We start from the raw sequence: 21,239 nt of genomic DNA, 5'->3' as shown, positions 1-21,239 counted from the left end.
CATCAGCGTATACGCACTGGCGGCGCAGTTTGCGCAAGTTCAAGCGTTTGGCCAGCGCTGGTCAATTGGGCGGCAGGCCAAGCAAATTGGCCAGTTTGGCGCGCAACTCCCAACAGTTGAATGGGATAAATGCCAGCGCGTAACCGTGGCGCACTCAATTGGCCATCATGCCAAATTAAGCCTGGCGCTGTGCCCAATTGCCATGTTACCCCGTAGGGTGCAGCCAAGCGCAGTTGCAGCAACTCTACATCGTTTTCAAGCACCAAATAGCCTTGCCAAAGCCATTGTTGACCATAGGCCAACTGCTCGATTGGCGTAGCATGCAGCAATTGGGCTTGGGGAGCGGAAGTTTGCCAACTAGCTTGGCTGGCCAACAAAATCGGCCCGTTTGGCTCGATCTGGAGGTTCAATTGGTTGGTAATTGGCAAGCTCAAACGGGTAGCTTGATCGTAACGCTGCACCTCTGCTTGATTCAAAGCCAAATCATAGCTCGCTCTGGTCGAAAAATCTTGTTGGCTAAGCAGAAAAACTGCTACGCTACTTGGCAAATCTTCCCACGTTGTGCCGTTCCAGCCCTCAGCAAGTAGGCTCAGCACCTGCGTCCGCAGCGCCGAACTTGGTTGGCTGCGCTCAAAAATCAAGCCAATCATGGCAGCTTGACGGGTGCGGCTCATCCAAGGGCTTGGCTGCAAGGGTTGATTCAGCATTTGGCGCACTTCAGCCAAATATTGATCGGCTTGGGGTGAATCGAGCAAAACCAAAGCATAGATTAGGCGCAAACGTTGGGGCGCAGTCAGTTGGTTATTTTTGAGCAAGGTTGTAACTTGAGCTTCGACAGTTTTATTGCTTTGGGCCAAGGCCAACAACATTTCGCTGCGCAAATCGGGATCAAGCGGGCTAGCCAAGGCCAGCCACCGAGTTGCATGATCGATCAGTTGGCTGAGGTCGGGCGAGCGTTGTTCAGTGGCAATCAATTGCACAATCAAGGCGGTTAATTGCACATCGCCGCTTTGACCATCCCAACTCCAACTACCATTGGCTAATTGCTGCTGGGCCAATTGTGTGATCGCTGTGTTCGCGGGCTGAGCAGTATAGCGCGCCATGGCAATCTGCCCCGCCAAGCTCAGCGGATCTGTGCCATTGAACTGGCTGGGCAAGGCTTGGGTTGCTTGGGCCAAACTAGCAATCGCCAGCTCGATTGAGGCAGTCTGGTTGGCGGTTGGCACTTGCCAAGTAATATCGGTTGGTTCGGTAAGCAAGCGACTTTGCTGCAACAACACCTGGCTTGGCGGATAAATTACCAAACTCTTGGTAATGATTTGGCGTTGTTGATTGACTTCAAAGGTGGCGGTCAGGGTTGTTGTACCCAATTTGCTGGCAACTAAGCCGTGGGTCGTGGTATAAATTCGGCTGCTATTGCCATTTATTGGCTCAGCGAGCGCCGTAAACTGAGCTTGATCATAATCGAGCGTGATGCTTGGAATCCCACCGCGCGTTGCAAGCAGATTCAAGCGAGCAGTCACACTCAATTGATCGCCAAGCAGCAAACGCTCAGGCAGCAGCAATTGAGCAGCGATCGGCGGGCTTGCCCCAAAAATGGTTGTGGCTTCGGTGCTGCTCAGACCATCGCTAGCCAAGGCCTCAATTTGCCCAGCCCCAAAGCCTGTCAAATCGAGCAAGGCTTGGCCATTGCTGGCAGTGCGGATCAGGCGATGCTGGCTTGTTAGGCTGCTGATGAAGCTTGATTGAAAACTCAAGCCGACCATACTGGCTACCGGCTGACCAGCGCGTTGAGTGCCCAGCACTAATTGCGAGCCGCTGACAACCAGCGTCAACTCAAGTGGGGCAACGCTTTGGAACGGAATTTGGCTAGTGCTGCTGCGCAGTTGTTGGCCATCAAGCCACGCCAAGGCAACATCTAATTGCTGGGTATTGCTCAAACTTGGCGAAATTGCAATTCGCTGGCCTGCGACCCACGGCTGAAGTTGCTGGCGAATGCTGCTGCCTTCGAACCAACTCACTAACACGCTGGTTGCAGTTTGATTGGTCAGCGGCGCAAGATTCAGCTCGGTCGTGGCAACCAAGGCGCTTTGACTGAGGCCAATTGGCTGTTCGCTTGGAGCGCCAAGCACCCATAACGGCACTTCCACGCTGGCAGCATCGGGGTTTGTTGCCCGAATCAGCCATTGGCCTGAACGCAAACCAGTTGAACGCCAAATTGCCTCGCCAGCAGCGTTGGTGCGCAAAGTTTGGGTGCTCGAAGTCGCACCGGTTACTTCGATTTGAAGATTGCGATTGGCCAAGGCCATGCCTTGTTGATCGCGCAATTGGAAGCTGATGCTGGCTGCTTGGTTCTGGTTGAGCAATTGTTGGCTGGTTCTGGCTTGCAAATCGGCAGCATAGCGAATGTGGAGATAGTGATAGCTGGTTTGCGAGCCAAGCTGAATTGCCAACACATAATCGCCAAGCAAGGTTTGGCTCCGTTGATAATCAAATTGGGCAATACCAGCGGCGTTGCTTTGCCAAACCCCAGCAGAGATTTGACGATTATTTTGATCGAGCAAACGCCACGAACCCTGTTGATGCGGCAGATCGCTGCTAATTTCTGCTGGCACAATCGCATTAGCCGCCTGAAATTCGGGCAAAACCACCTGATAGCCAACCGTAGGATCGTTGACGACAAAGGTTTGGCTAGCCAAAACCTGATTGGCATAGCGCAGCCGAACCTGATACAAGCCAGGTTGCACTTCGGCGGCAAGCTGCACTTGGCGCAGCCACAAAGTTTGGGTCAGGTTAAAGGTTTGTTCAGGTGCAATCGCTTGGCCACTCAGGTCGAGCACTGCGAGGGTCAAGCTGGGCGTGGTTGCCAATCCAGCAACAAATTGGCTGCTGCCAATAATTGTGAGTTGTTGGTTGGATTGGTAGCTGTGGCGTTCGAGCATGAGTTGGCTGCTCAAGCTTGGCGCTTGGCGTTGTGGCTGAATAATTGTTTCGGCCACAATCGGCGCTTGTGGCTCGCCGCCAAGCAACACCAAACGCCCGCTGCTAGCGCGAATTGGCGTTTGCCAAAGCCCTTGCTGGTCGCTTGAACCTGTGGCTAATTGGCTCGCACCTGCCAAAATGCTTAAATTTTCGATGGCGGCTGGCTGGCGATTTGCCAAATCAACCACCCACGCTTGGGCCTGCTCGGCGCTCGCCAATAATTGAGCACGGTAGGGTGTCCAAATCAACACATGTTGCACAAGCTCTGCATTGGGAGCTTGAATTTGCAACAATAGCGCGCCTTGGGTTGGCGTGATGGTTAATGTTCGATCAGGAGCAGCGCCAATTTGCCATTGCTGTTGCGGTTGGAGATTGTAGCGCTGTGGATTAAGCGGCGTTTGCGGTTGTTGCAAAGCTGCCGCCAAAACCGCCCGATCCATTGGATATAAGGTCGCGGTTAGGCGACTGGTTTCGCGGCCACTCAAGCCTAATTCTGCCTGCGTTTCGGGCAGCAACAACGAATAGCCAGCGCCCTCGATTTGCAACGGCTGGGCTTGGGTTTGGGTGCGAAAATTCAGCGGCGCAGAACCAGCCAAGGTCACAGTATAGCTTGTGCTTGGTTGCCAAGCAGCACTAATTAATGCTTGTTGATTGACGATGCTAATCGCCAAATCGGCCACTTCAGGCTCGATAGAGAGTTGAGCCGCGATCTGTTCGCGCCCAGGTGTTTGGTTAAACAATAAGCGCAACGAATCGGCAAGCGCCAAACTGCCGCCGCGTCCGGGCACAGAGCCAATCAGTTGCAGCTTGGATTGGACCTGCCAGACTTGGCTGATTGGCTGGCTCAGTTGGAGGCTGGTGGTCAAGGTTTGGCCTGCTGGCCAAGCTCCATCTGGCTGAGCACGCACAATCGTTTGCGGCAACGGCTCAGCTTGATAGTGTATTTGCCACGTCGCGCTTAAGGCTGGCGTGAATTGAATTCGATCAATTAATTGTTGGGTTGTGGCTTGATCAAGCAAGCCTTCAAAAGCCCACTCCAACGCTTGATTGGCTTCGATAGTTTGCGCAGTTGGTGGCGCAATCGGGCTTGGCTCGCTAACGTTGAGTTGCCATTCGCTGGTTTGCACCGGAATTCCCAGCAAATCGTTGAGGTTTTCGAGGGTTAGTTGATAGCGCTGGCCGAGCTGCCATTCTGGCTGCACCAACACGCTGCGGTCATCAAGCCAGCGCACTTGGCGCGCAACATTTGGCTCGATGTTTAGTTCAGCTAATTCGCGCTGGGATTGGCTGGCATGATCAATCATCGCTCGATTGAAGCGCAGCAAGATTGGCATATTCGGGGCGATTGTGGCATTGGGCAAGGGCGAGCGAAAGACCAACAATGGCGCTGGAGCAGCAGCAAATTGGGTTGTAACCGTGGTTGGCAGGCTTTGGCGCAACATCGATTGCGTGGTTGGCCGCAATTGAACGGTGACCGTCGTGCCTGGAGTCCAGCCAAATTCTGGCTGCCAGCGTGCGCGGGTGCGGCCTTCCCACAGCCAACGGCCTCGCACTGGCGGCGTAATTACCAGCGCAGCTTCAACGCTCGATCGATCCATCGGCAGGTTGAAGTTAAATTCCAAAGCCGTGGCTGGCGGCAATTCGCGGCTACCAGCCAACGGCGTTAAGCGCAGAACAGTTGGTTGAGGCAGCCAACCAGCGATACTCGCCACAATCACGCCAAGCAGCGCCGTGCCCAACAAGGTTAGTATTGTGAGCAACCAACGCCACCACCATCGTGCTAGTTTTTCGAGCAATCGCATAGTTCACCTTAGTGCTTCAACGCTGACCCACCCATTCTTGCGAACCATCGGCCCAGTGTTCACATTTCCAAATTGGCACAACCAATTTGATTTGATCCATCAGCCAAGCCACCGCAGCAAATGCTGCGCCACGATGAGCTGAGCCAATCGCAATCAGCACCGCTGTTTCGCCAATCTGCAACACGCCAATTCGATGATGAATTGACACCTTGCCGATGCCAAACTGGGCTTGAGCTTGTTGGCCCAACAAGGCTAATTGCTGTTCGGCCATTTCGGGATAGGCTTCGTACTCCAAGAAGGCGGTGGCACGCCCAGCAAAATTGTTACGCGCCACGCCTTCAAACAGCACAATCGCGCCATGGCCTGGGTCGACGACCAACGCCCGCAACGCTTCAGGCTGCAATACCGTTTCAGTTACCAAAAATGCTTGCACCTTAGCCTCCACTGACTGGCGGAATCAAGGCCAATTCATCGTTGGGCTTCAGCGTTGCCTCAAGCGTCACATACTGGCGATTGATCGCATAGGCCAAGCCAGTTAAGGGCAAGCTTGGATGCAATTCGGCTAATTGATTTAGCGCTGTGCCAACCGTTGCATCCTCAGCCAGTTCCAAGCTTAAGCTGTTTTGGTTGAGGGCTTCGCGCAAGCCAGCAAATAAACGAATTGTGATGATCATACTGGCCTCGGGGTGCGCCGCATCGGAATCCCTTGGGCTGCCAAATAGTCCTTAACGGCTTCAACCGTGTAGGTGCCAAAATGGAAGATCGAGGCTGCCAACACTGCATCTGCTTGGCCTTCGTGCAGCGCGGCCAGCAAATGTTCGGGTTTGCCAGCGCCACCAGAGGCAATCACCGGCACGCCAACTTGGGCGCTAATCGCCGATAGCAGTTCATTATCGTAGCCAGCGCCAGTGCCATCAGCATCCATACTATTGATGACCAACTCGCCTGCACCCAAATCGACTACTCGTTTGGCCCATTCAATTGCATCTAAGCCAGTTGGCCGTGGATCGCGGCCAGTGTGGGTAAACACGTTCCATTGGCTGGGCTGGCCTGGCTCGTTGATCCGACGGGCATCCATCGAAAGCACAATGCACTGCGAGCCAAAACGCTTGGCTCCAGCTTCGATTAATTGCGGGTTGAGCACGGCAGCGGTGTTGATCGAAACTTTATCAGCGCCAGCCCGCAACATCCGATACATATCATCGACGGTGCGAATGCCGCCGCCAACGGTCAAGGGAATAAACACTTGACGCGCGACCTGCTCGACCACTTCGACCATAATATTGCGCTCATCAGATGAGGCGGTAATATCGTAAAACACCAACTCATCAGCGCCCGATTCATTGTAGAAGGCCGCTAATTGCACCGGATCGCCAGCATCGCGATGGTTGAGAAAGCTGATGCCTTTGACCACGCGCCCAGCTTTAACATCCAAACAAGGAATAATTCGACGGGTCAGCATGCTTAGATCTCGCTTCCGCGTTCCAAGATTTCACTTTGGGCAATTTGCAAACGGGCTTGAATTGCCGAAACAACATCGCTGAGCGCTTGCACTTCGCGCCGTTCCAAATCTTGCATGCGGCTCAAATTGGCAATTTGCACATCTTCGAGGCGGTTTTGGGTGCGGCTGAGCTTCGATTCATACTCATGACACCAGGTATCAATCCGCTCCAACGAACCCATAATTTGGCGCAGATGGCTTTCATCGGCAGTACGCAACTCATCAAGCTGCTCGTTATGTTGACCACGCAATTCTTCCAAGCGCTCTTGGTTCATCAAGAAGCGTTCGGTGCTGACCCGCTCGATGCGCTTGATTTCGGCAATCATATCGGGCAATTGGGCGCGAACAACCTCAATCTGCTCAGGCAATGGCTCAATTTGCGCTTCGACACCTTTTTGCAAATCCTCAAGCCGCTCAAAGCGCGAACGCAACTCGCGAATCCCTTCGCCAATGTCGATCACCATCTGTTGGGTTTCGACTGCTTGGCGACGCATTTGTTGCTTTTCGATCTGCACATCTTCGCTCAGTTTGCGCATATCTTGCACGGTTTCTGCATCGACGGCGCGTAGTTGTTCAAGCTGGCCACCGAGCGAGCGATGCTGGTCGTTTTGCTCACGGATGCGGGCTTCGAAATCGCTCATGCGTTGTTCGAGCAATTCAATGCGCGCAAACCAGCTTTGTGATGTTTGCAAATCTTGTTTGCGATGTTCTTGCTGTTGGGCCAACGAAAGCTGAATATCGCGAATTGGCTTGACCCCATCGTCCATGCGCACGGTGCTGTTGGCAATTTCCTTGCGCAAGGTGGTTAATTCACGCCGATAGCTTTCGAGGGTTTGGGCTTGCTCTTGGGCTTGGCGCTCGATCATGCCTTGCAGTTGAGCCACCACAGCCTCAGATTTACGCGATTGCTCAGTTGCCCACGCGTATTTGCCATTTACGTCTTTGATTTGACGACGCAATTCATCGATTTGATTCTGTAAATAGAGCAATTGCGATTGCTCTTGGGCGCGTAAACGCTCCTCTTCATAGCGAGCGGTAATATCTTGTTTCGATGATGACACGTTTAGCCTCCGTGTTCAATCGTTTGAATTGCCGAGGCCAGATCAATATGGCCTGTGTAGAGTGCCGTGCCGATAATCGCCCCGCTAATGCCAAGCTCAGCCAAGCGCGCCAAATGTTCGACGCGGGCGATGCCACCAGAGGCCACAATTGCCGGGCCAGCGGGCGTTACCAAAGCAGCAGTTTGAGCATAATTTGGTTCGCTCAAGGTGCCATCACGGCTAATATCAGTATAGATGATCCGCGCAACTCCGAGTTGGGCCATTTGTTCGGCTAGCTCGGTGGCGCGCTGGCGGCTACTTGCGAGCCAGCCTTCGGTCGCAACCACGCCATTGCGGGCATCGATGCCAATCGTTATTGCCTTACCATATTGGCCAACCAACTCGGCGACCAATTCTGGGTTGCGCACCGCCACCGTGCCCAAAATCACATCGCTCACACCAAGCTCAAAGGCGGCAGCAACGCTGGCTGCATCGCGCAAGCCGCCGCCAAGCTGCACTGGCACGCTAACCGCTTTGGTAATTGCGGCAATCGTACTGGTTTGGGTTGGTCGGCCAGCCTTGGCTCCATCAAGATCGACAATGTGAATGCGGCTTGCGCCTGCTGCTTCCCATTGCTGCGCGACTGCTACTGGATCATCGCCATAAACGGTTGTTTGCTCAAAATCACCTTGCACGAGGCGCACACAACGGCCATCGCGCAAATCAATTGCTGGTATAAGTTGCATGGTGCTCCTAAAGTAGTGGGGATCGGTCGTTGGGGGATGGGGATCGGCTAGATTGCCAAACCAGCCCAATGCTATACGATCCAGATATTTCCTATCCTAGCGTTGTTATAGTTTTATTCTGCTACGTTTGTAGAGACCTTAATCCCGATCCCCGATCCCCAACGCCTGACCCCTTGCCAATTCAACCCAATTTCCCAACAACTTCAGGCCCCATTGGCCGCTTTTTTCGGGGTGAAATTGCACGGCAGTAATATTATCGCGGGCAATCGCAGCCGGAAAATTCAGCCCGTACTCAGTGCGCCCAGAAACTAAAGCAGCGTCATTAGTTGCCAAGTAGTAGGAATGCACAAAATAGAATTCAGCGCCATTGGGAATGCCATCCCACAAGGCGCTGCCATCGTGCTGCACGCTATTCCAACCAATTTGTGGCACTTTTAAGCCTTGCTCAAAACGGCGAATCGTGCCTGGCACTAAGCCAAGACAATCGTGCAAACCAAATTCTTCGCTTTGCTCGGCTAGCACTTGCATGCCAACACAAATGCCCAAAAATGGCGTACCACGGGCGATAACTTCACGAATCGCCGCATCCATACCCATTTCGCGCAACGAGCGCATGGTATCGGCGGTTGCACCAACCCCGGGCAACACGACAGCATCAGCTGCCAACACTGCCGCCGGATCAGTCACGACTTCGATTGGCGCTTGCACATATTCCAAGGCGCGCACGGCATTTGGCAAATTGCCAGCCCCATAATTTATCACTGCAATCATTGATTGTCCTTGTATGTATTCGTGGGGGTCGGAGATCGGTCGTTGGGGATCGATTAGGATAGGCTATAGGCTTTTGGCTATAGGCTAATTTGAAATCCCAATCAATCTCCGCTAGCCAAAGGCCAATCCCCAACCTCTATGTTCTAGGCTCTCTATTTTTTGACTTTTGACTTCTGCCTTTTGTGTTCATCCCTCATCCTTCGTTTCCTCTGCGCCTCTGCGTTAAAACATTGATCCACAAAGGCCAGAAACCGCGAAGAACGCGAAGAACACGAAGGGAAATCGACTATTGGCTATTAGCACAGGTTGACCAACCGATCCCCAGCCCCTGATCCCTGACCTCTATGTTCTATGTTCTATGTTCTATGCTCTCTGTTATTCATCCCTCATACTTCATCCTTCATCCCTTTAACAGTGGATGTTCGCGGCGCAAATGCTCGATCAGCCACATCACATCTGGTTCTGGGGTATGACTGACTTCTTGATTCAACGCAGGGGCAGGCTGACCAGAAACCCATGTTTGCAGCGTTGCACTGAGGCTTTGAGCAAGGGCTTCGAGGTTGTAACCGCCTTCAAGCAAGCCCACCAAGCGTCCGTCGCAACACTCGGCGGCTAAATTATACACGATGGATGCGAGCTGGGCATAACCGCCAGTCGAGAGCGCCAAGTTGCCTAATGGGTCATACACATGGGCATCATAGCCTGCTGAGATGATCAATAACTCTGGCTCGAAGCGCCGAATAGCTGGCGCAATTGTGTGCTCAAAAATCAGATTAAAGCCCATATCGCCAGTCAATGGGCGCAACGGCAGATTGAGCGTCGTGCCCAAGCCAGCTTTCTCGCCCATCTCCTTCCAATGGCCGGAGCCAGGCCAAAGCGGCCAACCATGGGTCGAAATATACAGCACATCGGGGTTGGTGTAGAAAATATCTTGCGTGCCATTGCCGTGGTGCACATCCCAATCCAAAATTGCCACTCGTTTGAGGCCATATTCGCGTTGGGCAAAAGCGGCGGCAATTGCTGCATTATTGAATAAACAAAAGCCCATAGCCTGATCAGCGGTGGCGTGATGGCCTGGCGGGCGAACCAAGGCAAAAGCATTGGGGTGGCGACCGCTCAACACCGCATCAGTGGCCACAATCGAACCACCAGCGGCAAGTTGGGCAATCTCGACCGAATCTGGCAAAATATAGGTCTCAGGATCAGCCCAATCGCCAAATTGGCCCATACGTTGCAGGCTTGGCAAGTGGCTTGGCACATGCACCGCCTCGATTTCGGCAGCAGTAGCATGGCGTGGTTCAAGCTTCGTCAAATGCTGTTGCAAAGTGTAATCAGCAGCTAACAACCCATGAATCGCACGCAAACGATTGGCATTTTCGGGGTGTTCAGGCTGGTCGTGGTCAAGGTAATGATCGTGTGAAATTAGGGCGAGGCTCATACGCAAAAGCTCCTCAGCGAACAATACTAGCGCTAGCTTAATCGAGGCGAGGCTTAGCTGCAACCAACCAACGATGGACATTGGATGCTTGAAGTTTCTCTTCCATCACCCACTCTGGATAAAGTACAACATTGCCTATAAAACATCCGCCTTAAGACCGATCATGGGAAGCAAAATGCTTTGTTACAATCCATGTTCTGCACAAGCCGCCCCCCAGTTTTGGGTTCGGGCGGCATTTCGCCGTGCAACCCATACATGTTAAGGAGGCTTTGCGATGCGGGTAGGCTTAGATTTCGGAACAACTAATACGACCGCAGCAATTTACGATGGCGCAAAGGTAACCTTGGTTCCGCTAGACTCCGTAGCGGCAAACCCCAATGTGTTACGCACTGCGCTCTTTATTACGCCAGAAGGCCGACAACTGTTTGGCCGCGCAGCGATCAACGCCTTTACTGAGGGCAATGTTGGCCGCGAAATTATCTACGAACGGCGCTATGTTGGCACAGTCACCAACACCTATTCTGGGGTTGGTACGATCGTCCAATCGGTTGAAGGCATGGTCGATAGCAATCCCCCAGGCCGCTTATTTCAATCGATCAAAACCATGCTCCGCGATCCATCCTACATCAAAACCAACGTGTTTGGCCAAGAAACCACGCTCGAAGAACTGATTGCCAAAATTCTGCGTGCCATTCGCCGCGAGGTCGAGCGCTTTACTGGCGAAAAAATTAGCGCAATTACGGTTGGGCGGCCTGTCCACTACGCCGATACGCCCGCAGGCGATGCCTTGGCGATTCGGCGCATGCGCGAAGCCTGCGAATTGGCCGATTTGCCGAATGTAAGTTTTATGCCCGAGCCAGTTGCCGCCGCCCACGCTTTTGCCGCCAGCCAACACCAACGCCGCAATATTGTTGTGTTCGACTTTGGTGGTGGGACGCTCGACGTTACCGTGATGGCGATTGACGGCGCTGAGCGTCACGTACTAGCCACTGATGGCGTGCCGATTGGCGGTGATGTGCTCGATAGCAAAATCGTGACTGGAGCGTTACGCCAATATTTTGGCGATGGCGCACGGCTTGGCCCACGCAAATTGCCGTTGCCCGCAACGCTCTTGGAGCACCTCGACAACTGGCAAAATATTCTCGAAATGCATACACCCAAAATGCTCGAGATTATCGAAGAAGCGGTGCGCACCAGCGATAAGCCAATCGAACTCAAGGCGCTCCGCACCCTCGTGCGCGAGAACTACGGTTTGGTACTATACGAACACGCCGAGGAGGCCAAACGCCAGCTTTCCAGCGAGCGCCAAGTTGAAATTAGCATGCATGTCAACGGCATCGATTTTGACCATTTGTTGCCACGCTTTGAATTTGAGCGCCTGATTGGACCCGAAGCCCGCTCGATTGGCGCTTGTGTTGATCGCACGATCAAGGCTGCTGGCCTCAGCCACGATCAAATTGATGTGGTGCTACGAACCGGCGGCTCCTCGCGGATTCCGCGCTTCATCAAATTATTAGCCGATCGCTTCACCGAAGATCGGCTGCGTGAGCAAGATCCCTTCACCAGTGTTGGCGCAGGTTTGGCAGTTGCCGCCTACGAAGGTCGCGGCGAAGCAAGCTAAATCCAAGGCTTGGCATCGAACCTGCAAGCTCAAGCTATGGTCTAGCTCAAACCAACGGCCATAGCTTGGCAATCTCAGCTATAATGCAGCTAGCCTTAGTAGGGAGTATGCGCGATGGTCAAGCAAAAAATCTTAGCAACCCTGAGCAATATCACCAGTGTTCGAACCCAAGTCGATGGGTATCGTCAGCGATTTCAAGATCTTAAGCCATGGTGGCCGATTTTGATTCCATTTTTGTTGTGGCGCGGCAAGCGGGCCTACGATCGCGAGCTAAAAGCGGTTGGGGTTAAGTTGGGCGAGGCAGCTCTGAAGAAAGCCCAAGAACAGCACAAACTTGAGCAACAACAAACCAAGTTGATCGAAACCCAAGCCAAAATTAACCAAAAAACCAAAAAGGGACGGAATTAATTCCGTCCCTTTGGGTATGTTGTTTGGAGCAGGATTTTAGCCGAGGTTGCGAATAACCCCAACCACGCGGCCTTGAACTTCCACATTGGTTGATGGATAGTACATTGCGTCCATGGTGACGTTGGCTGGCTGCAACCGCACGCGGTCGCCTTCCCAATAAATCCGCTTCAAGGTCACTTCATTTTCATCGCGAATGCGGGCTGCGACCATCTCGCCATTTTCGGCGGTTTCCTGATAGCGCAACAAAACAATATCGCCATCGGCAATCAAGGCATCGACCATCGAGTAGCCTTTGACCCGTAAGGCATAGACATCGCCCAGCTTATCGCTGCCAACGATTTCTTCGGGCACCAAAACCGAATCTTCGGAGTTGGTTGATTCGTTGGGGCCTGGAATTGGCTGGCCAGCGGCAATAACGCCCAGCACTGGCACGCGTTGGCCGCCAAGCACGGTGGGCAATGGTTGTTCAACATTAATCAATTCGATTGCGCGCGAGATGTTGCCTTCGCGGCGAATTTGGCCTTTGCTTTCGAGGGCGCGTAAGTTATAAGCAACCACAGAGGTTGATGAAATACTTAACTCGCGTTGAATATCGCGAATCGCCGGAGCATAGCCATTTGTGCGAATAAATTGCTTGATGTAATCATAGATCCGTTGTTGGCGTTGCGATAATCCGCTCATTGAAGCGCTTCCTTTCTGGGCCGACGTAGCTGTTGGTATTCAGCCATACACGAATAGACGTTCTACTTGTTATTATAGAAAAATACATATGTTCTGTCAACTAGGATGTTCTACTTTTTAGCTAAAACAGCTAAATTCAACCCAAAATTGGCAAAATCATGAGCAAATAATTAATTTGATTGGGGAGTAGCACCAATCAGCTTATACTTTAATGATCTCATTTTGATTTGGACTGAGGCTATTATGGAATTACCAAGCTTTATTTTTCCTTTATTAAAACGCTTTCGCTTGCCACCACGTTTACATTGGCTGGCGGCAAATGCGATTAATCCGCATTTTTTGCTGGGCGTAGCAGGCATTATTACCGATGAACAAGGGCGGTTGTTACTATTTCATCATACCTATCGCCGCACGCACCCCTGGGGCATGCCCGGCGGTTGGATGAACAAAGCAGAATCGCCGCTCGAAACCCTCGAACGCGAGGTGCGCGAAGAATCAGGCTTGCAGGTGCGAGCCGATCGCTTAGCATTAATTGGCGTAACCCGCGACCGCCCCAAATTTGAATTTGTGGTTTGTGGCACACTGATTGGTGGCACATTTCAAGCCTCGCGCGAAGTTGACCAGATGGGCTGGTTTGCGCCTGATCAATACCCAGCTTTAGCCCCATTCCACCTGCATATTTTGCAACAATGGCGCGAGCAGCCCAATACTGAAGTTGGCTGGTATGATGCGCCATGGATTATCGCCCACCCACGTTGAGCAGCAAGGCTTTTGAAGCAGCGGAGGAATGGAATGCAACAGCCAATCGTTGTTTTTGGTGATCTCAATCTTGATACCAACGTTGCAATTGAGCAATTTCCACTTGATTTAGGCGATACTCGGTTTTGCTTCGATGGCATTAACGATGATATTGGTGGCGCGGCGACCAATGTTGCGGTTGGCCTAACTGCGTTAGGGCATCAGATTCATTTTGGCAGTGTCATCGGCCAAGATCGGTTGGCTGATGTGGTGGTGCAACTAGCTCAATCCAAAGGTTTAGCCAATACCTATATTCGCCCCGATTGGCAAACAACTTCACGCACAGTCATATTAATTGATCATGATGGCAATCGTCAGTGCATCAACGATCCCAAGCAAGTGCAGCGCTATCGCTACCCCGAAAACGCTTTGCCAGCCATTTTTGCGCAAAGCCAATGGCTGTATTGCTCAACCCAAAATTGGTGTCGCTATGTTGCCCAAGCAGCACGTGATGCTGGCAAACAGGTGATTGTCGATGTCCAAGCATTGGTTAATGTCGATGATTACCACCGTGATTTTCTCCAAGCAGCCACCGTCGTAATTCTCAGCACTGAGCAATTGGCCATGCATAGCCACGAATTGATGCATGTGCTATGGCGAGCATTTGATGTTGAGATCGTGGTAGCAACTCATGGCAACCATGGCGCAACCCTTGGCGTGCGTTCAACCAATCAAATCGACTATGCGCCAGCCTTCAATCTAGGCCCAATTGTCGATAAAACTGGCGCTGGCGATGCGTTTTGTGCAGGTTTTATTGCAGGTTTAGCAAGCGATTTAACACCGCAGCAAGCCTTAAACGTTGGTCAATATGTTGCCGCGAGCAAAATTGGGGTCAAAGGTTCGACCAATGGTTTTCCTCATTACCAGCAGGTTTTGCAAGCACTCCAACAAAGCACAGCCTAAAACTGTCACCGCTTCGTCATCTTTAATCCTATTGTTTGCTAGTCCCCCTCGTTACAATTGAGCACAACACAGATGGGGACAACCAGCAATGACGCACGTAATCAAAATTAGCGGCTACGAAGTGGATCACGCGGATTCACTGCAAACATTAATTAGTGCCTTAAGCAGCATCAACGATCAAGTGGTTTTAATTCATGGTGGTGGCAGCATTTTGCCGCGCGTCCTGAACGCTATCGGCGGCACGAATCATCCGGCGGCAGCGGAAATTGCGGCCATGGCATTGCGTGGCGGCATCAATCCACGCTTGGTTGCTGCGCTCACGCAACATCATTTACAAGCAATTGGCTTATGTGGCTCAGATTTGGAATTGATGTATTTGCTGCCCAAAAGCGATGAGCCGATTGTGCGCTTCGAGGTATTGCACTATTTATTGGAGCAAGCGTGGTTGCCTGTGCTGGCTCCACTCGCCATGGAAAGCGCCACCGGCGCGGTGAAATTGCTCAACGCCGATACCGCAGCCCAGATGATTGCCTCAGCACTTTCAGCAGATCAATTAACCTATATTGTGCAAACTCCAGGCGTGTATGCCAGCGGGCGACGGATTAGTGGCATTTCTGGGAGGCAATGTGATCGCTACATCAAACAAGGCGCGTTCGATCCAACCTATACCTCGGTGGTCAAAGCAGCCTCGTTGGCAGCACCGCATGTTGGGCGGGTGCGCATCACCGATCTGAATGGCTTTTTGGATGGAGTTGAGACGGTGGTTGTAGCGTAGGCATCAGGGGCTAGTTTTGATCCACGAAGAGCACGAAGAGCACGAAGGTTGAGTTGGCTATAGGCTACAGGCGATTGGCTTTTGGCTAGCGGAAGATTGTTGAGTAATAAATGAATTCCACGAGCCGAAAGCTGTACTGGTTCATTGGATTGGAAAACGCGTTCCCTCACCCCCCAACCCCCTCTCCCACTGGACGCGGGCGAGGGGGAGCAGCCGTTTTTATCGACGCATTGCGATAGAACCACCATGGAAAAGCCCCTCGCCCGCCACGTGGGAGAGGGGTTGGGGTGAGGGGATGAGGCCGTGGTTAATGCAATAAACCAATACAGATAGCCAAGAGCCTCTAGCCATGCTCCCTCTGCGCCTCTGCGTTAAAAATTAATCCACGTGTTTCACGAAACCGCGAAGAACTATTTTTAGCCACGAATTGCACGAAGAATCTTCCGCTAGCCAAAAGCCTATACCCATGATCGCTATGTTCTATGCGCTCTGTTCTATGTTCTAATTCCCATTTTGCCTTTTGCCTTTTGCCTTCTGAATTTATTCTCGATAGGTCGCGAAACCGCTACCCAGCGAATGGACAGAGCGTGGTATGATGGGGCCATATAAAGATTCGTGTCCCTTGAGGAGGCTTCTCAATATGGCACTCATTACGCACGTTCGCGGTCGCGAAGTTCTCGATAGCCGAGGTAACCCGACCGTTGAAGTTGAAATCGGTTTGGAAGATGGCACGCTTGCCCGCGCAATTGTTCCTTCGGGCGCTTCAACTGGCGCACACGAAGCAGTCGAACTGCGCGACGGCGACAAAAACCGCTACGGCGGCAAAGGCGTGCTCAAAGCTGTAAAGCATGTCAACGAAGATATTGCTGAAGCCATCGAAGGCTTAGAGGCGCTTGATCAAATTACGCTTGACAAGACCTTGATTGAGCTTGATGGCACTAACAATAAAGGCAAACTTGGCGCTAATGCAATCTTAGGGGTGTCATTGGCTACCGCCAAAGCTGGCGCATTGTCAATTGGGTTGCCACTCTATCGCTACCTTGGCGGCGTTTTCGGCCATACCTTGCCAGTTCCAATGATGAACATCTTGAACGGTGGCAAGCATGCCCAAGATAGCACCGACTTCCAAGAATTTATGGTGATGCCGGTTGGCGCGCCATCGTTCCGCGAAGGTTTGCGCTGGGGTGCGGAAATTTATCACACCCTCAAAAAAGTGCTCCACGACCGTGGTTTGGCCACCAATACTGGCGATGAAGGCGGTTTTGCGCCAGCATTGCCATCAAACGAAGCTGCGCTTGAAGTTATCGTCGATGCGATTCAAAAAGCTGGCTACACCCCAGGCAAAGATATTATGTTGGCGCTCGACCCAGCATGTAGCGAAATCTACGAAAACGGCATCTACAACTTGGCCCGCGAAGGCCGCAAGCTCAGCTCAGAAGAAATGGTTGGCTACTGGGAAAACCTGGTCAACAAATATCCAATTATTTCAATCGAAGATGGCTTGCACGAAGACGATTGGGGTGCTTGGTCGTTGTTGCGCCAACGCATCGGCGATCGAGTGCAGTTGGTCGGCGACGATTTGTTGGTGACGAACGTCGAACGCCTCAACCGTGCAATCAAAGAAAATTCAGCCAATAGCATTTTGATCAAGCTCAACCAAATTGGGACCTTGACCGAAACGCTCGACGCAATTCAAACTGCGCAACGAGCTGGCTGGACGGCAATCGTCAGCCACCGCTCAGGCGAAAGCGAAGACGTAACCGTCGCCGATCTGGTCGTTGCAACCAACGCTGGCCAAATCAAAACTGGCGCGCCTGCTCGCACCGACCGCGTTGCTAAATACAACCAGTTGCTGCGGATCGAAGAAGAACTCGATAGCCAAGCAAAATATGCTGGCTGGAACGCCTTCGCCGTCAAACGCGACTAATCGACACTGACCATTCAGGACACGCAACGGCGCGTGTCCGCTTGCTATTTTAGGGGGGCAAGCATGGCCGATGATCGCAAAGCACTTGGGCAGTGGGGCGAGCACTACGCCGCCGCCTATCTCCAGCAATTAGGCTATCAACTCATTACGAGTGGGTGGCGCTGTCGTTGGGGCGAAATCGATTTGATCGCCTACGATCAGACGACCTTGGTGATTATTGAAGTCCGCACCCGCCGCGGCGCAGCCCATGGCAGTGCAGCAGAATCATTGACCCTCAAAAAACGCCAGCGTTTAGCTCAATTGATGCAGGCCTATCTGCAAGCGCTTGATCAAGCCCAAACCCCGTGGCTTGGTGAGTATCGCATCGATGCCATCGCCATCACCCTCGCTCATGGCCAACCCCAACTTGAGCATTTTCAGGCAATTTCGATTGAATAAGTAGCTAGCAAGGAGTTTTGCATGACCCGTGAAGTTATCAGCACGCCCAACGCACCTGCCGCAATTGGCCCATACTCACAAGCAATTGCCATTGATGGATTGTTGTTCTGCTCAGGCCAAATTCCACTTGACCCCGCCACTGGCCAAGTTGTTGAGGGCGACGTTTCGGTTCAGACTCGCCAAGTGATGGAAAATATTCGCGCCTTGCTGACCGCAGCTGGCACCAGCCTTGAAAAAGTGGTCAAAACCACGATTTTCTTGGCCGATATGAACGACTTTGCCACGGTCAATGCAATTTATGGCGAATACTTCCCCGAAAATCCACCAGCGCGCTCAACTGTGCAAGTTGCGCGCTTGCCCCGCGATGTGCAAGTTGAAGTCGAAGTGATTGTATTGCGCTAAGTCTGAATTCCCCTCACCCCCAACCCCTCTCCCGTGCGCGGGCGAGGGGCTTTAATGCTGTGGTCTTGCTACGATTTAGCGATCAAACCAAAAATTCAAACTCCCCTCGCCCGCGTTCAGTGGGCGAGGGGTTGGGGGTGAGGGAATAATACGCTACATCAGACTAATTGGCCGCTGATCTGCAAGGCTGCTTGTTGGCAGGCCCAATCGGCTGCTTGCAATGCTGCTGCACCTTGCTGCATGCGCCAAAACCAGGCTGCCGCCCAAACATCACCAGCTCCCGTTGGGTCGCTGACCTGCGCCGGATAGGCCGCCACATGCTGGGCCTCGCCATTGATCCAGATGGTTGCGCCGCGAGAGCCTTGGGTCATTGCCACCAAGCCACAATTTTTGGCCCAACTGGCAACCAGCTGAGTATTGCTAGCAACATCTTCATCGCTCACCACCAAAGCATCGATTTGGGCTAGCTCAGTTGGGGTTGGCTGCCAAAGTTTAGGCTGAATTCGACCAGTGCTATCCCATGTGCGTAGCCAACCCTGAGCCGTTAAGCCAATCAAGGCATGGGGGAAAAGCGTGCGTGGCGGAATGGCGGTTAATTCTTGGGCCAAGGGCGCAAGATGCACCAAGCGGGCTGTGCGCCAATATGGCCCAAGACAAGCCCAATCCAAAGTGGTTGGGGCAGCATGGAGCCATTGAGTGCGGCCATCGCCCTGATAACGGTTTTCAAAGGTGGCGGTGGCGCTGCTTGGCAAACGCAACAAAGTGCATGTGTTTGGCAAATCAAACATGATCTGCCTTTGAGCTGGCGTGATAATCGTGGTTGCCACGCCCCATGCAGCCAAGGCTCGCGCTGCAAACGTGCCAGTGCCGCCTTGTTTCCAGCCGGTTGCGGTCAGATCGCGAGTTAATGCACCAATTAACAGATACTCAAGGCTCATGGGCTATGCTCCAAAGGCATGTGAATCGTGTAGGTTGGATTGCCACGCATAAAAACAAAGGGGTCGAGATAAGCGCGGTAGGTGATATTGAATGTATATTTGGTGTAGGTCGCCTCACGTTCCAAGCCAAAGCGGGTTTTATAGCTCAGCTGGCCCCATTCGCCAATTGCCAATTGCATAATTGTGGTAGAGGTTGTTTGTTCGGGCAAGCGCAACAGCACCTCAAGTTGCGGCACGGGATTGAGGCGCAAGCCTAAGCCATTATGATATAGGTGGCGCAAATCGCTATAGGTACGCAGATTGGCCCGAGTTGGGCGAGTATAGGCATTGGTCTCATCAAACTCGGTATGATGCAGCACAGCGCCTTGCACAAAACCATGGGGTGGTAGGGGCATCACACTTAATCGTTCAGGTGTACCTTGACACAACTGCGGTGGACGTTGGCCGTGGGGCACAGTCCAGCGCGTTTTGATTAGTTGGACAACAACAAGCATGTCAACTCACAGCTGAAAAAACTCTTCTCCTCAGTTTAATCCAATTTTGGCAGAATAGCAGGCGAGCTGGCGGCAATTAACAAAAAAACCGACGTTTGAGGGGAGAAACCCCCAAACGTCGGCTGAAAGCCAAGTAAAAAAAACTTACTTGATTTCGATTTCTGCACCAGCAGCGGCCAAAGCAGCCTTGGCAGCTTCGGCTTCTTCTTTGCTGACACCTTCTTTGACTGGTTTTGGAGCGCCTTCGACCAAATCTTTGGCTTCTTTCAAGCCCAAGCCTGAGACAACTTCGCGAACAGCTTTGATGATCGCGATTTTCTTGTCGGCTGGAGCGCCTTTCAAGATAACGGTGAATTCGGTTTGTTCTTCAGCAACAGCGGCTGGAGCATCGCTACCAGCAGCAACGCCAGCAACAGCAACTGGTGCAGCAGCTGAAACGCCGAATACTTCTTCCATTTCTTTAGCCAATTCAGCAGCTTCAACCAAGGTCAAGCCTTTGAGTTCTTCCAACAATGCAGTTACTTTTTCTGAAGCCATGAGTGTAATTGCCTCCAAAGCAATAAAGTATGAAATTCAATAGGAAATTGGCGAAAAGGCTAGGCGATTCGCCGAACGAATGCGATTAGCCTTCAGCACCTTTTTGTGCGTGTGCGCCGAGGATGTAGGCAATATTGCGCATAACACCCTTCAAGCCACCGACAATTCGGCTTGCTGGAGCATTGATACCGCCCAAGATCTTGGCCAGGCTTTGATCGCGGGTTGGCATTTTGGCCACCCGTTCAACATCTGCGCCAGTGATTTTTGAGGTACCGACGATCCCGCCTTTGACCTTAATATCTTTCTTCGAAGCTTTGAAGAAATCGTCAATTGCCTTCGCCACGCCTGGAATATCATCGTATGAAAATGCCAGTGCGGTTGGGCCACCCAAGAATTCTTCAATTTCAGTTTTACCTGCTTCGCGTGCTGCCAAGCGGGTCAAGGTGTTTTTTGCAATAATCACCTCGCCACCTTTTTCACGAACTTTCTTGCGAAGTTCGTTCAATTCGGCAACTGTCAAGCCGCGATAGTCGGCAACTAAAAGCATTTGAGCGCGGTTTAGGCGTTCGGTTAATTCGGCAACGGTTGCAACCTTAGCTTGTGTTGGCATTCCGTTCACCTCCTTTCACAGGCAAATAAAAAAGCCCTGAGTGTCAAGACACGCAGAGGCAGTAGCACACAATTGTGTGGAAGATTGCAAAGAATCTATCAGCTACCTCGGCGGGCGATGCTTGGCATCATTAAGCGCGAACGCACCTGCTGTCTACGGTGGTATTTCTTGTACCGAAGCGAGATTATAGCAGGCTTTGCCATTTTCGTCAAAAGTAGCTAGAACAGAGAACAGAGAGCATAGAACATAGGTATTGGGGATCGGTTGTTGGGGGTTGGGGATCGGGATTTTATTCGCAAAGAACACGAAACTTGAAACCGCGAAGCGCGCGAAGAACGTCAAGCTCTATATCCCTTCATCCTTTATCCCTCATACTTCATATTTTTGTGTCTCTGCGCCGCTGCGTTAAAACCCAACCCCTGATCCC

21 protein-coding genes and 1 other annotated feature are annotated in these 21,239 nt (G+C 52.2%); of the genes, 8 read left to right on the top strand and 13 right to left on the bottom strand.

Going from position 1 to position 21,239, the window contains the following annotated elements:
• Positions 1-2: 2 nt before the first annotated feature.
• The 8 genes from C5S61_RS25975 to C5S61_RS25940 all read right to left on the bottom strand — a co-directional run bounded on the left by C5S61_RS25975 (position 3) and on the right by C5S61_RS25940 (position 10,280).
• On the bottom strand, positions 3-4,784 hold the full coding sequence (locus tag C5S61_RS25975) for an Ig-like domain-containing protein (RefSeq protein WP_110520407.1): 4,782 nt from the start codon (positions 4,782-4,784) through the stop codon (positions 3-5).
• A 16-nt stretch (positions 4,785-4,800) separates the two neighbouring features.
• Positions 4,801-5,217 carry a molybdenum cofactor biosynthesis protein MoaE gene (locus C5S61_RS25970; protein WP_110520405.1) on the bottom strand — a complete coding sequence of 139 codons (417 nt, stop codon included), beginning with the start codon at positions 5,215-5,217 and terminating at the stop codon, positions 4,801-4,803.
• A 1-nt stretch (position 5,218) separates the two neighbouring features.
• Complete coding sequence (locus tag C5S61_RS25965) at positions 5,219-5,458, bottom strand: MoaD/ThiS family protein (RefSeq protein WP_110520404.1); 240 nt, start codon at positions 5,456-5,458, stop codon at positions 5,219-5,221.
• Positions 5,455-6,246, bottom strand: a complete 792-nt coding sequence (gene hisF, locus C5S61_RS25960; RefSeq protein ID WP_110520402.1) for an imidazole glycerol phosphate synthase subunit HisF — start codon at positions 6,244-6,246, stop codon at positions 5,455-5,457. The genes C5S61_RS25965 and hisF overlap by 4 nt, the downstream gene beginning before the upstream one ends.
• Before the next feature lie 2 nt (positions 6,247-6,248).
• Entirely contained in the window at positions 6,249-7,346 is a 1,098-nt protein-coding gene (locus C5S61_RS25955; protein WP_110520400.1) for a coiled-coil domain-containing protein, read from the bottom strand.
• Between the two features lie 2 nt (positions 7,347-7,348).
• Positions 7,349-8,071, bottom strand: a complete 723-nt coding sequence (hisA, locus tag C5S61_RS25950; protein ID WP_110520398.1) for a 1-(5-phosphoribosyl)-5-[(5-phosphoribosylamino)methylideneamino]imidazole-4-carboxamide isomerase — start codon at positions 8,069-8,071, stop codon at positions 7,349-7,351.
• A gap of 138 nt (positions 8,072-8,209) precedes the next feature.
• On the bottom strand, positions 8,210-8,842 hold the full coding sequence (gene hisH / locus C5S61_RS25945) for an imidazole glycerol phosphate synthase subunit HisH (RefSeq protein WP_110520396.1): 633 nt from the start codon (positions 8,840-8,842) through the stop codon (positions 8,210-8,212).
• Between the two features lie 400 nt (positions 8,843-9,242).
• On the bottom strand, positions 9,243-10,280 hold the full coding sequence (locus tag C5S61_RS25940; protein WP_110520394.1) for a histone deacetylase family protein: 1,038 nt from the start codon (positions 10,278-10,280) through the stop codon (positions 9,243-9,245).
• Between the two features lie 274 nt (positions 10,281-10,554).
• On the opposite strand from C5S61_RS25940, the gene C5S61_RS25935 reads away from it, so the two are divergent.
• Positions 10,555-11,901: an Hsp70 family protein gene (locus C5S61_RS25935; RefSeq protein WP_110520392.1), complete on the top strand. Its 1,347-nt coding sequence runs from the start codon at positions 10,555-10,557 to the stop codon at positions 11,899-11,901.
• Between the two features lie 114 nt (positions 11,902-12,015).
• On the top strand, positions 12,016-12,309 hold the full coding sequence (locus C5S61_RS25930) for a hypothetical protein (RefSeq protein ID WP_110520390.1): 294 nt from the start codon (positions 12,016-12,018) through the stop codon (positions 12,307-12,309).
• Positions 12,310-12,345: 36 nt separating this feature from the next.
• Here C5S61_RS25930 and lexA read toward each other — a convergent pair whose 3' ends face one another.
• Positions 12,346-12,990 (bottom strand): transcriptional repressor LexA, encoded by a 645-nt coding sequence (gene lexA / locus C5S61_RS25925; protein ID WP_054536749.1) that lies wholly within the window; start codon positions 12,988-12,990, stop codon positions 12,346-12,348.
• Between the two features lie 243 nt (positions 12,991-13,233).
• Here lexA and C5S61_RS25920 point away from each other — a divergent pair, with 243 nt between their 5' ends.
• The 6 genes from C5S61_RS25920 to C5S61_RS25895 all read left to right on the top strand — a co-directional run bounded on the left by C5S61_RS25920 (position 13,234) and on the right by C5S61_RS25895 (position 18,233).
• A complete protein-coding gene (locus C5S61_RS25920) occupies positions 13,234-13,749 on the top strand; it encodes an NUDIX hydrolase (protein ID WP_110520388.1) in 516 nt (171 codons plus the stop codon).
• A gap of 33 nt (positions 13,750-13,782) precedes the next feature.
• Positions 13,783-14,691 carry a carbohydrate kinase family protein gene (locus C5S61_RS25915; protein ID WP_110520386.1) on the top strand — a complete coding sequence of 303 codons (909 nt, stop codon included), beginning with the start codon at positions 13,783-13,785 and terminating at the stop codon, positions 14,689-14,691.
• Between the two features lie 88 nt (positions 14,692-14,779).
• Positions 14,780-15,466 (top strand): amino acid kinase family protein, encoded by a 687-nt coding sequence (locus tag C5S61_RS25910; RefSeq protein WP_110520384.1) that lies wholly within the window; start codon positions 14,780-14,782, stop codon positions 15,464-15,466.
• Positions 15,467-16,106: 640 nt separating this feature from the next.
• On the top strand, positions 16,107-17,393 hold the full coding sequence (eno, locus tag C5S61_RS25905) for a phosphopyruvate hydratase (protein WP_110520383.1): 1,287 nt from the start codon (positions 16,107-16,109) through the stop codon (positions 17,391-17,393).
• Between the two features lie 63 nt (positions 17,394-17,456).
• A complete protein-coding gene (locus C5S61_RS25900; protein ID WP_110520381.1) occupies positions 17,457-17,831 on the top strand; it encodes a YraN family protein in 375 nt (124 codons plus the stop codon).
• Between the two features lie 21 nt (positions 17,832-17,852).
• Positions 17,853-18,233: a RidA family protein gene (locus tag C5S61_RS25895; RefSeq protein WP_110520379.1), complete on the top strand. Its 381-nt coding sequence runs from the start codon at positions 17,853-17,855 to the stop codon at positions 18,231-18,233.
• A 158-nt stretch (positions 18,234-18,391) separates the two neighbouring features.
• Here C5S61_RS25895 and C5S61_RS25890 read toward each other — a convergent pair whose 3' ends face one another.
• The 4 genes from C5S61_RS25890 to rplJ all read right to left on the bottom strand — a co-directional run bounded on the left by C5S61_RS25890 (position 18,392) and on the right by rplJ (position 20,812).
• The gene (locus C5S61_RS25890) at positions 18,392-19,171 is read right to left on the bottom strand and encodes a PfkB family carbohydrate kinase (RefSeq protein ID WP_110520377.1); all 780 of its coding nucleotides are present in this window, start codon (positions 19,169-19,171) and stop codon (positions 18,392-18,394) included.
• Positions 19,168-19,665 carry a hypothetical protein gene (locus C5S61_RS25885; protein WP_110520375.1) on the bottom strand — a complete coding sequence of 166 codons (498 nt, stop codon included), beginning with the start codon at positions 19,663-19,665 and terminating at the stop codon, positions 19,168-19,170. The genes C5S61_RS25890 and C5S61_RS25885 overlap by 4 nt, the downstream gene beginning before the upstream one ends.
• A 144-nt stretch (positions 19,666-19,809) precedes the next feature.
• The gene (rplL, locus tag C5S61_RS25880) at positions 19,810-20,202 is read right to left on the bottom strand and encodes a 50S ribosomal protein L7/L12 (RefSeq protein WP_110520373.1); all 393 of its coding nucleotides are present in this window, start codon (positions 20,200-20,202) and stop codon (positions 19,810-19,812) included.
• 85 nt (positions 20,203-20,287) lie between these two features.
• On the bottom strand, positions 20,288-20,812 hold the full coding sequence (rplJ, locus tag C5S61_RS25875) for a 50S ribosomal protein L10 (RefSeq protein WP_110520371.1): 525 nt from the start codon (positions 20,810-20,812) through the stop codon (positions 20,288-20,290).
• 18 nt (positions 20,813-20,830) lie between these two features.
• Positions 20,831-20,989 (bottom strand) — a sequence feature (ribosomal protein L10 leader region).
• Positions 20,990-21,239: the final 250 nt, after the last annotated feature.

It is taken from the genome of Herpetosiphon llansteffanensis (assembly GCF_003205875.1).
Lineage (GTDB): Bacteria > Chloroflexota > Chloroflexia > Chloroflexales > Herpetosiphonaceae > Herpetosiphon > Herpetosiphon llansteffanensis.
This window is presented reverse-complemented; position numbering and strand designations above follow the sequence as displayed.

Excerpts from the sequence above, each read along its gene's own strand:
- C5S61_RS25975 (WP_110520407.1), bottom strand. The coding sequence starts at position 4,784 with ATGCGATTGCTCGAAAAACTAGCACGATGGTGGTGGCGTTGGTTGCTC.
- C5S61_RS25965 (WP_110520404.1), bottom strand. The coding sequence starts at position 5,458 with ATGATCATCACAATTCGTTTATTTGCTGGCTTGCGCGAAGCCCTCAAC.
- hisF (WP_110520402.1), bottom strand. The coding sequence starts at position 6,246 with ATGCTGACCCGTCGAATTATTCCTTGTTTGGATGTTAAAGCTGGGCGC.
- hisA (WP_110520398.1), bottom strand. The coding sequence starts at position 8,071 with ATGCAACTTATACCAGCAATTGATTTGCGCGATGGCCGTTGTGTGCGC.
- hisH (WP_110520396.1), bottom strand. The coding sequence starts at position 8,842 with ATGATTGCAGTGATAAATTATGGGGCTGGCAATTTGCCAAATGCCGTG.
- C5S61_RS25940 (WP_110520394.1), bottom strand. The coding sequence starts at position 10,280 with ATGAGCCTCGCCCTAATTTCACACGATCATTACCTTGACCACGACCAG.
- C5S61_RS25935 (WP_110520392.1), top strand. The coding sequence starts at position 10,555 with ATGCGGGTAGGCTTAGATTTCGGAACAACTAATACGACCGCAGCAATT.
- C5S61_RS25930 (WP_110520390.1), top strand. The coding sequence starts at position 12,016 with ATGGTCAAGCAAAAAATCTTAGCAACCCTGAGCAATATCACCAGTGTT.
- lexA (WP_054536749.1), bottom strand. The coding sequence starts at position 12,990 with ATGAGCGGATTATCGCAACGCCAACAACGGATCTATGATTACATCAAG.
- C5S61_RS25920 (WP_110520388.1), top strand. The coding sequence starts at position 13,234 with ATGGAATTACCAAGCTTTATTTTTCCTTTATTAAAACGCTTTCGCTTG.
- C5S61_RS25915 (WP_110520386.1), top strand. The coding sequence starts at position 13,783 with ATGCAACAGCCAATCGTTGTTTTTGGTGATCTCAATCTTGATACCAAC.
- C5S61_RS25910 (WP_110520384.1), top strand. The coding sequence starts at position 14,780 with ATGACGCACGTAATCAAAATTAGCGGCTACGAAGTGGATCACGCGGAT.
- eno (WP_110520383.1), top strand. The coding sequence starts at position 16,107 with ATGGCACTCATTACGCACGTTCGCGGTCGCGAAGTTCTCGATAGCCGA.
- C5S61_RS25900 (WP_110520381.1), top strand. The coding sequence starts at position 17,457 with ATGGCCGATGATCGCAAAGCACTTGGGCAGTGGGGCGAGCACTACGCC.
- C5S61_RS25895 (WP_110520379.1), top strand. The coding sequence starts at position 17,853 with ATGACCCGTGAAGTTATCAGCACGCCCAACGCACCTGCCGCAATTGGC.
- C5S61_RS25890 (WP_110520377.1), bottom strand. The coding sequence starts at position 19,171 with ATGAGCCTTGAGTATCTGTTAATTGGTGCATTAACTCGCGATCTGACC.
- C5S61_RS25885 (WP_110520375.1), bottom strand. The coding sequence starts at position 19,665 with ATGCTTGTTGTTGTCCAACTAATCAAAACGCGCTGGACTGTGCCCCAC.
- rplL (WP_110520373.1), bottom strand. The coding sequence starts at position 20,202 with ATGGCTTCAGAAAAAGTAACTGCATTGTTGGAAGAACTCAAAGGCTTG.
- rplJ (WP_110520371.1), bottom strand. The coding sequence starts at position 20,812 with ATGCCAACACAAGCTAAGGTTGCAACCGTTGCCGAATTAACCGAACGC.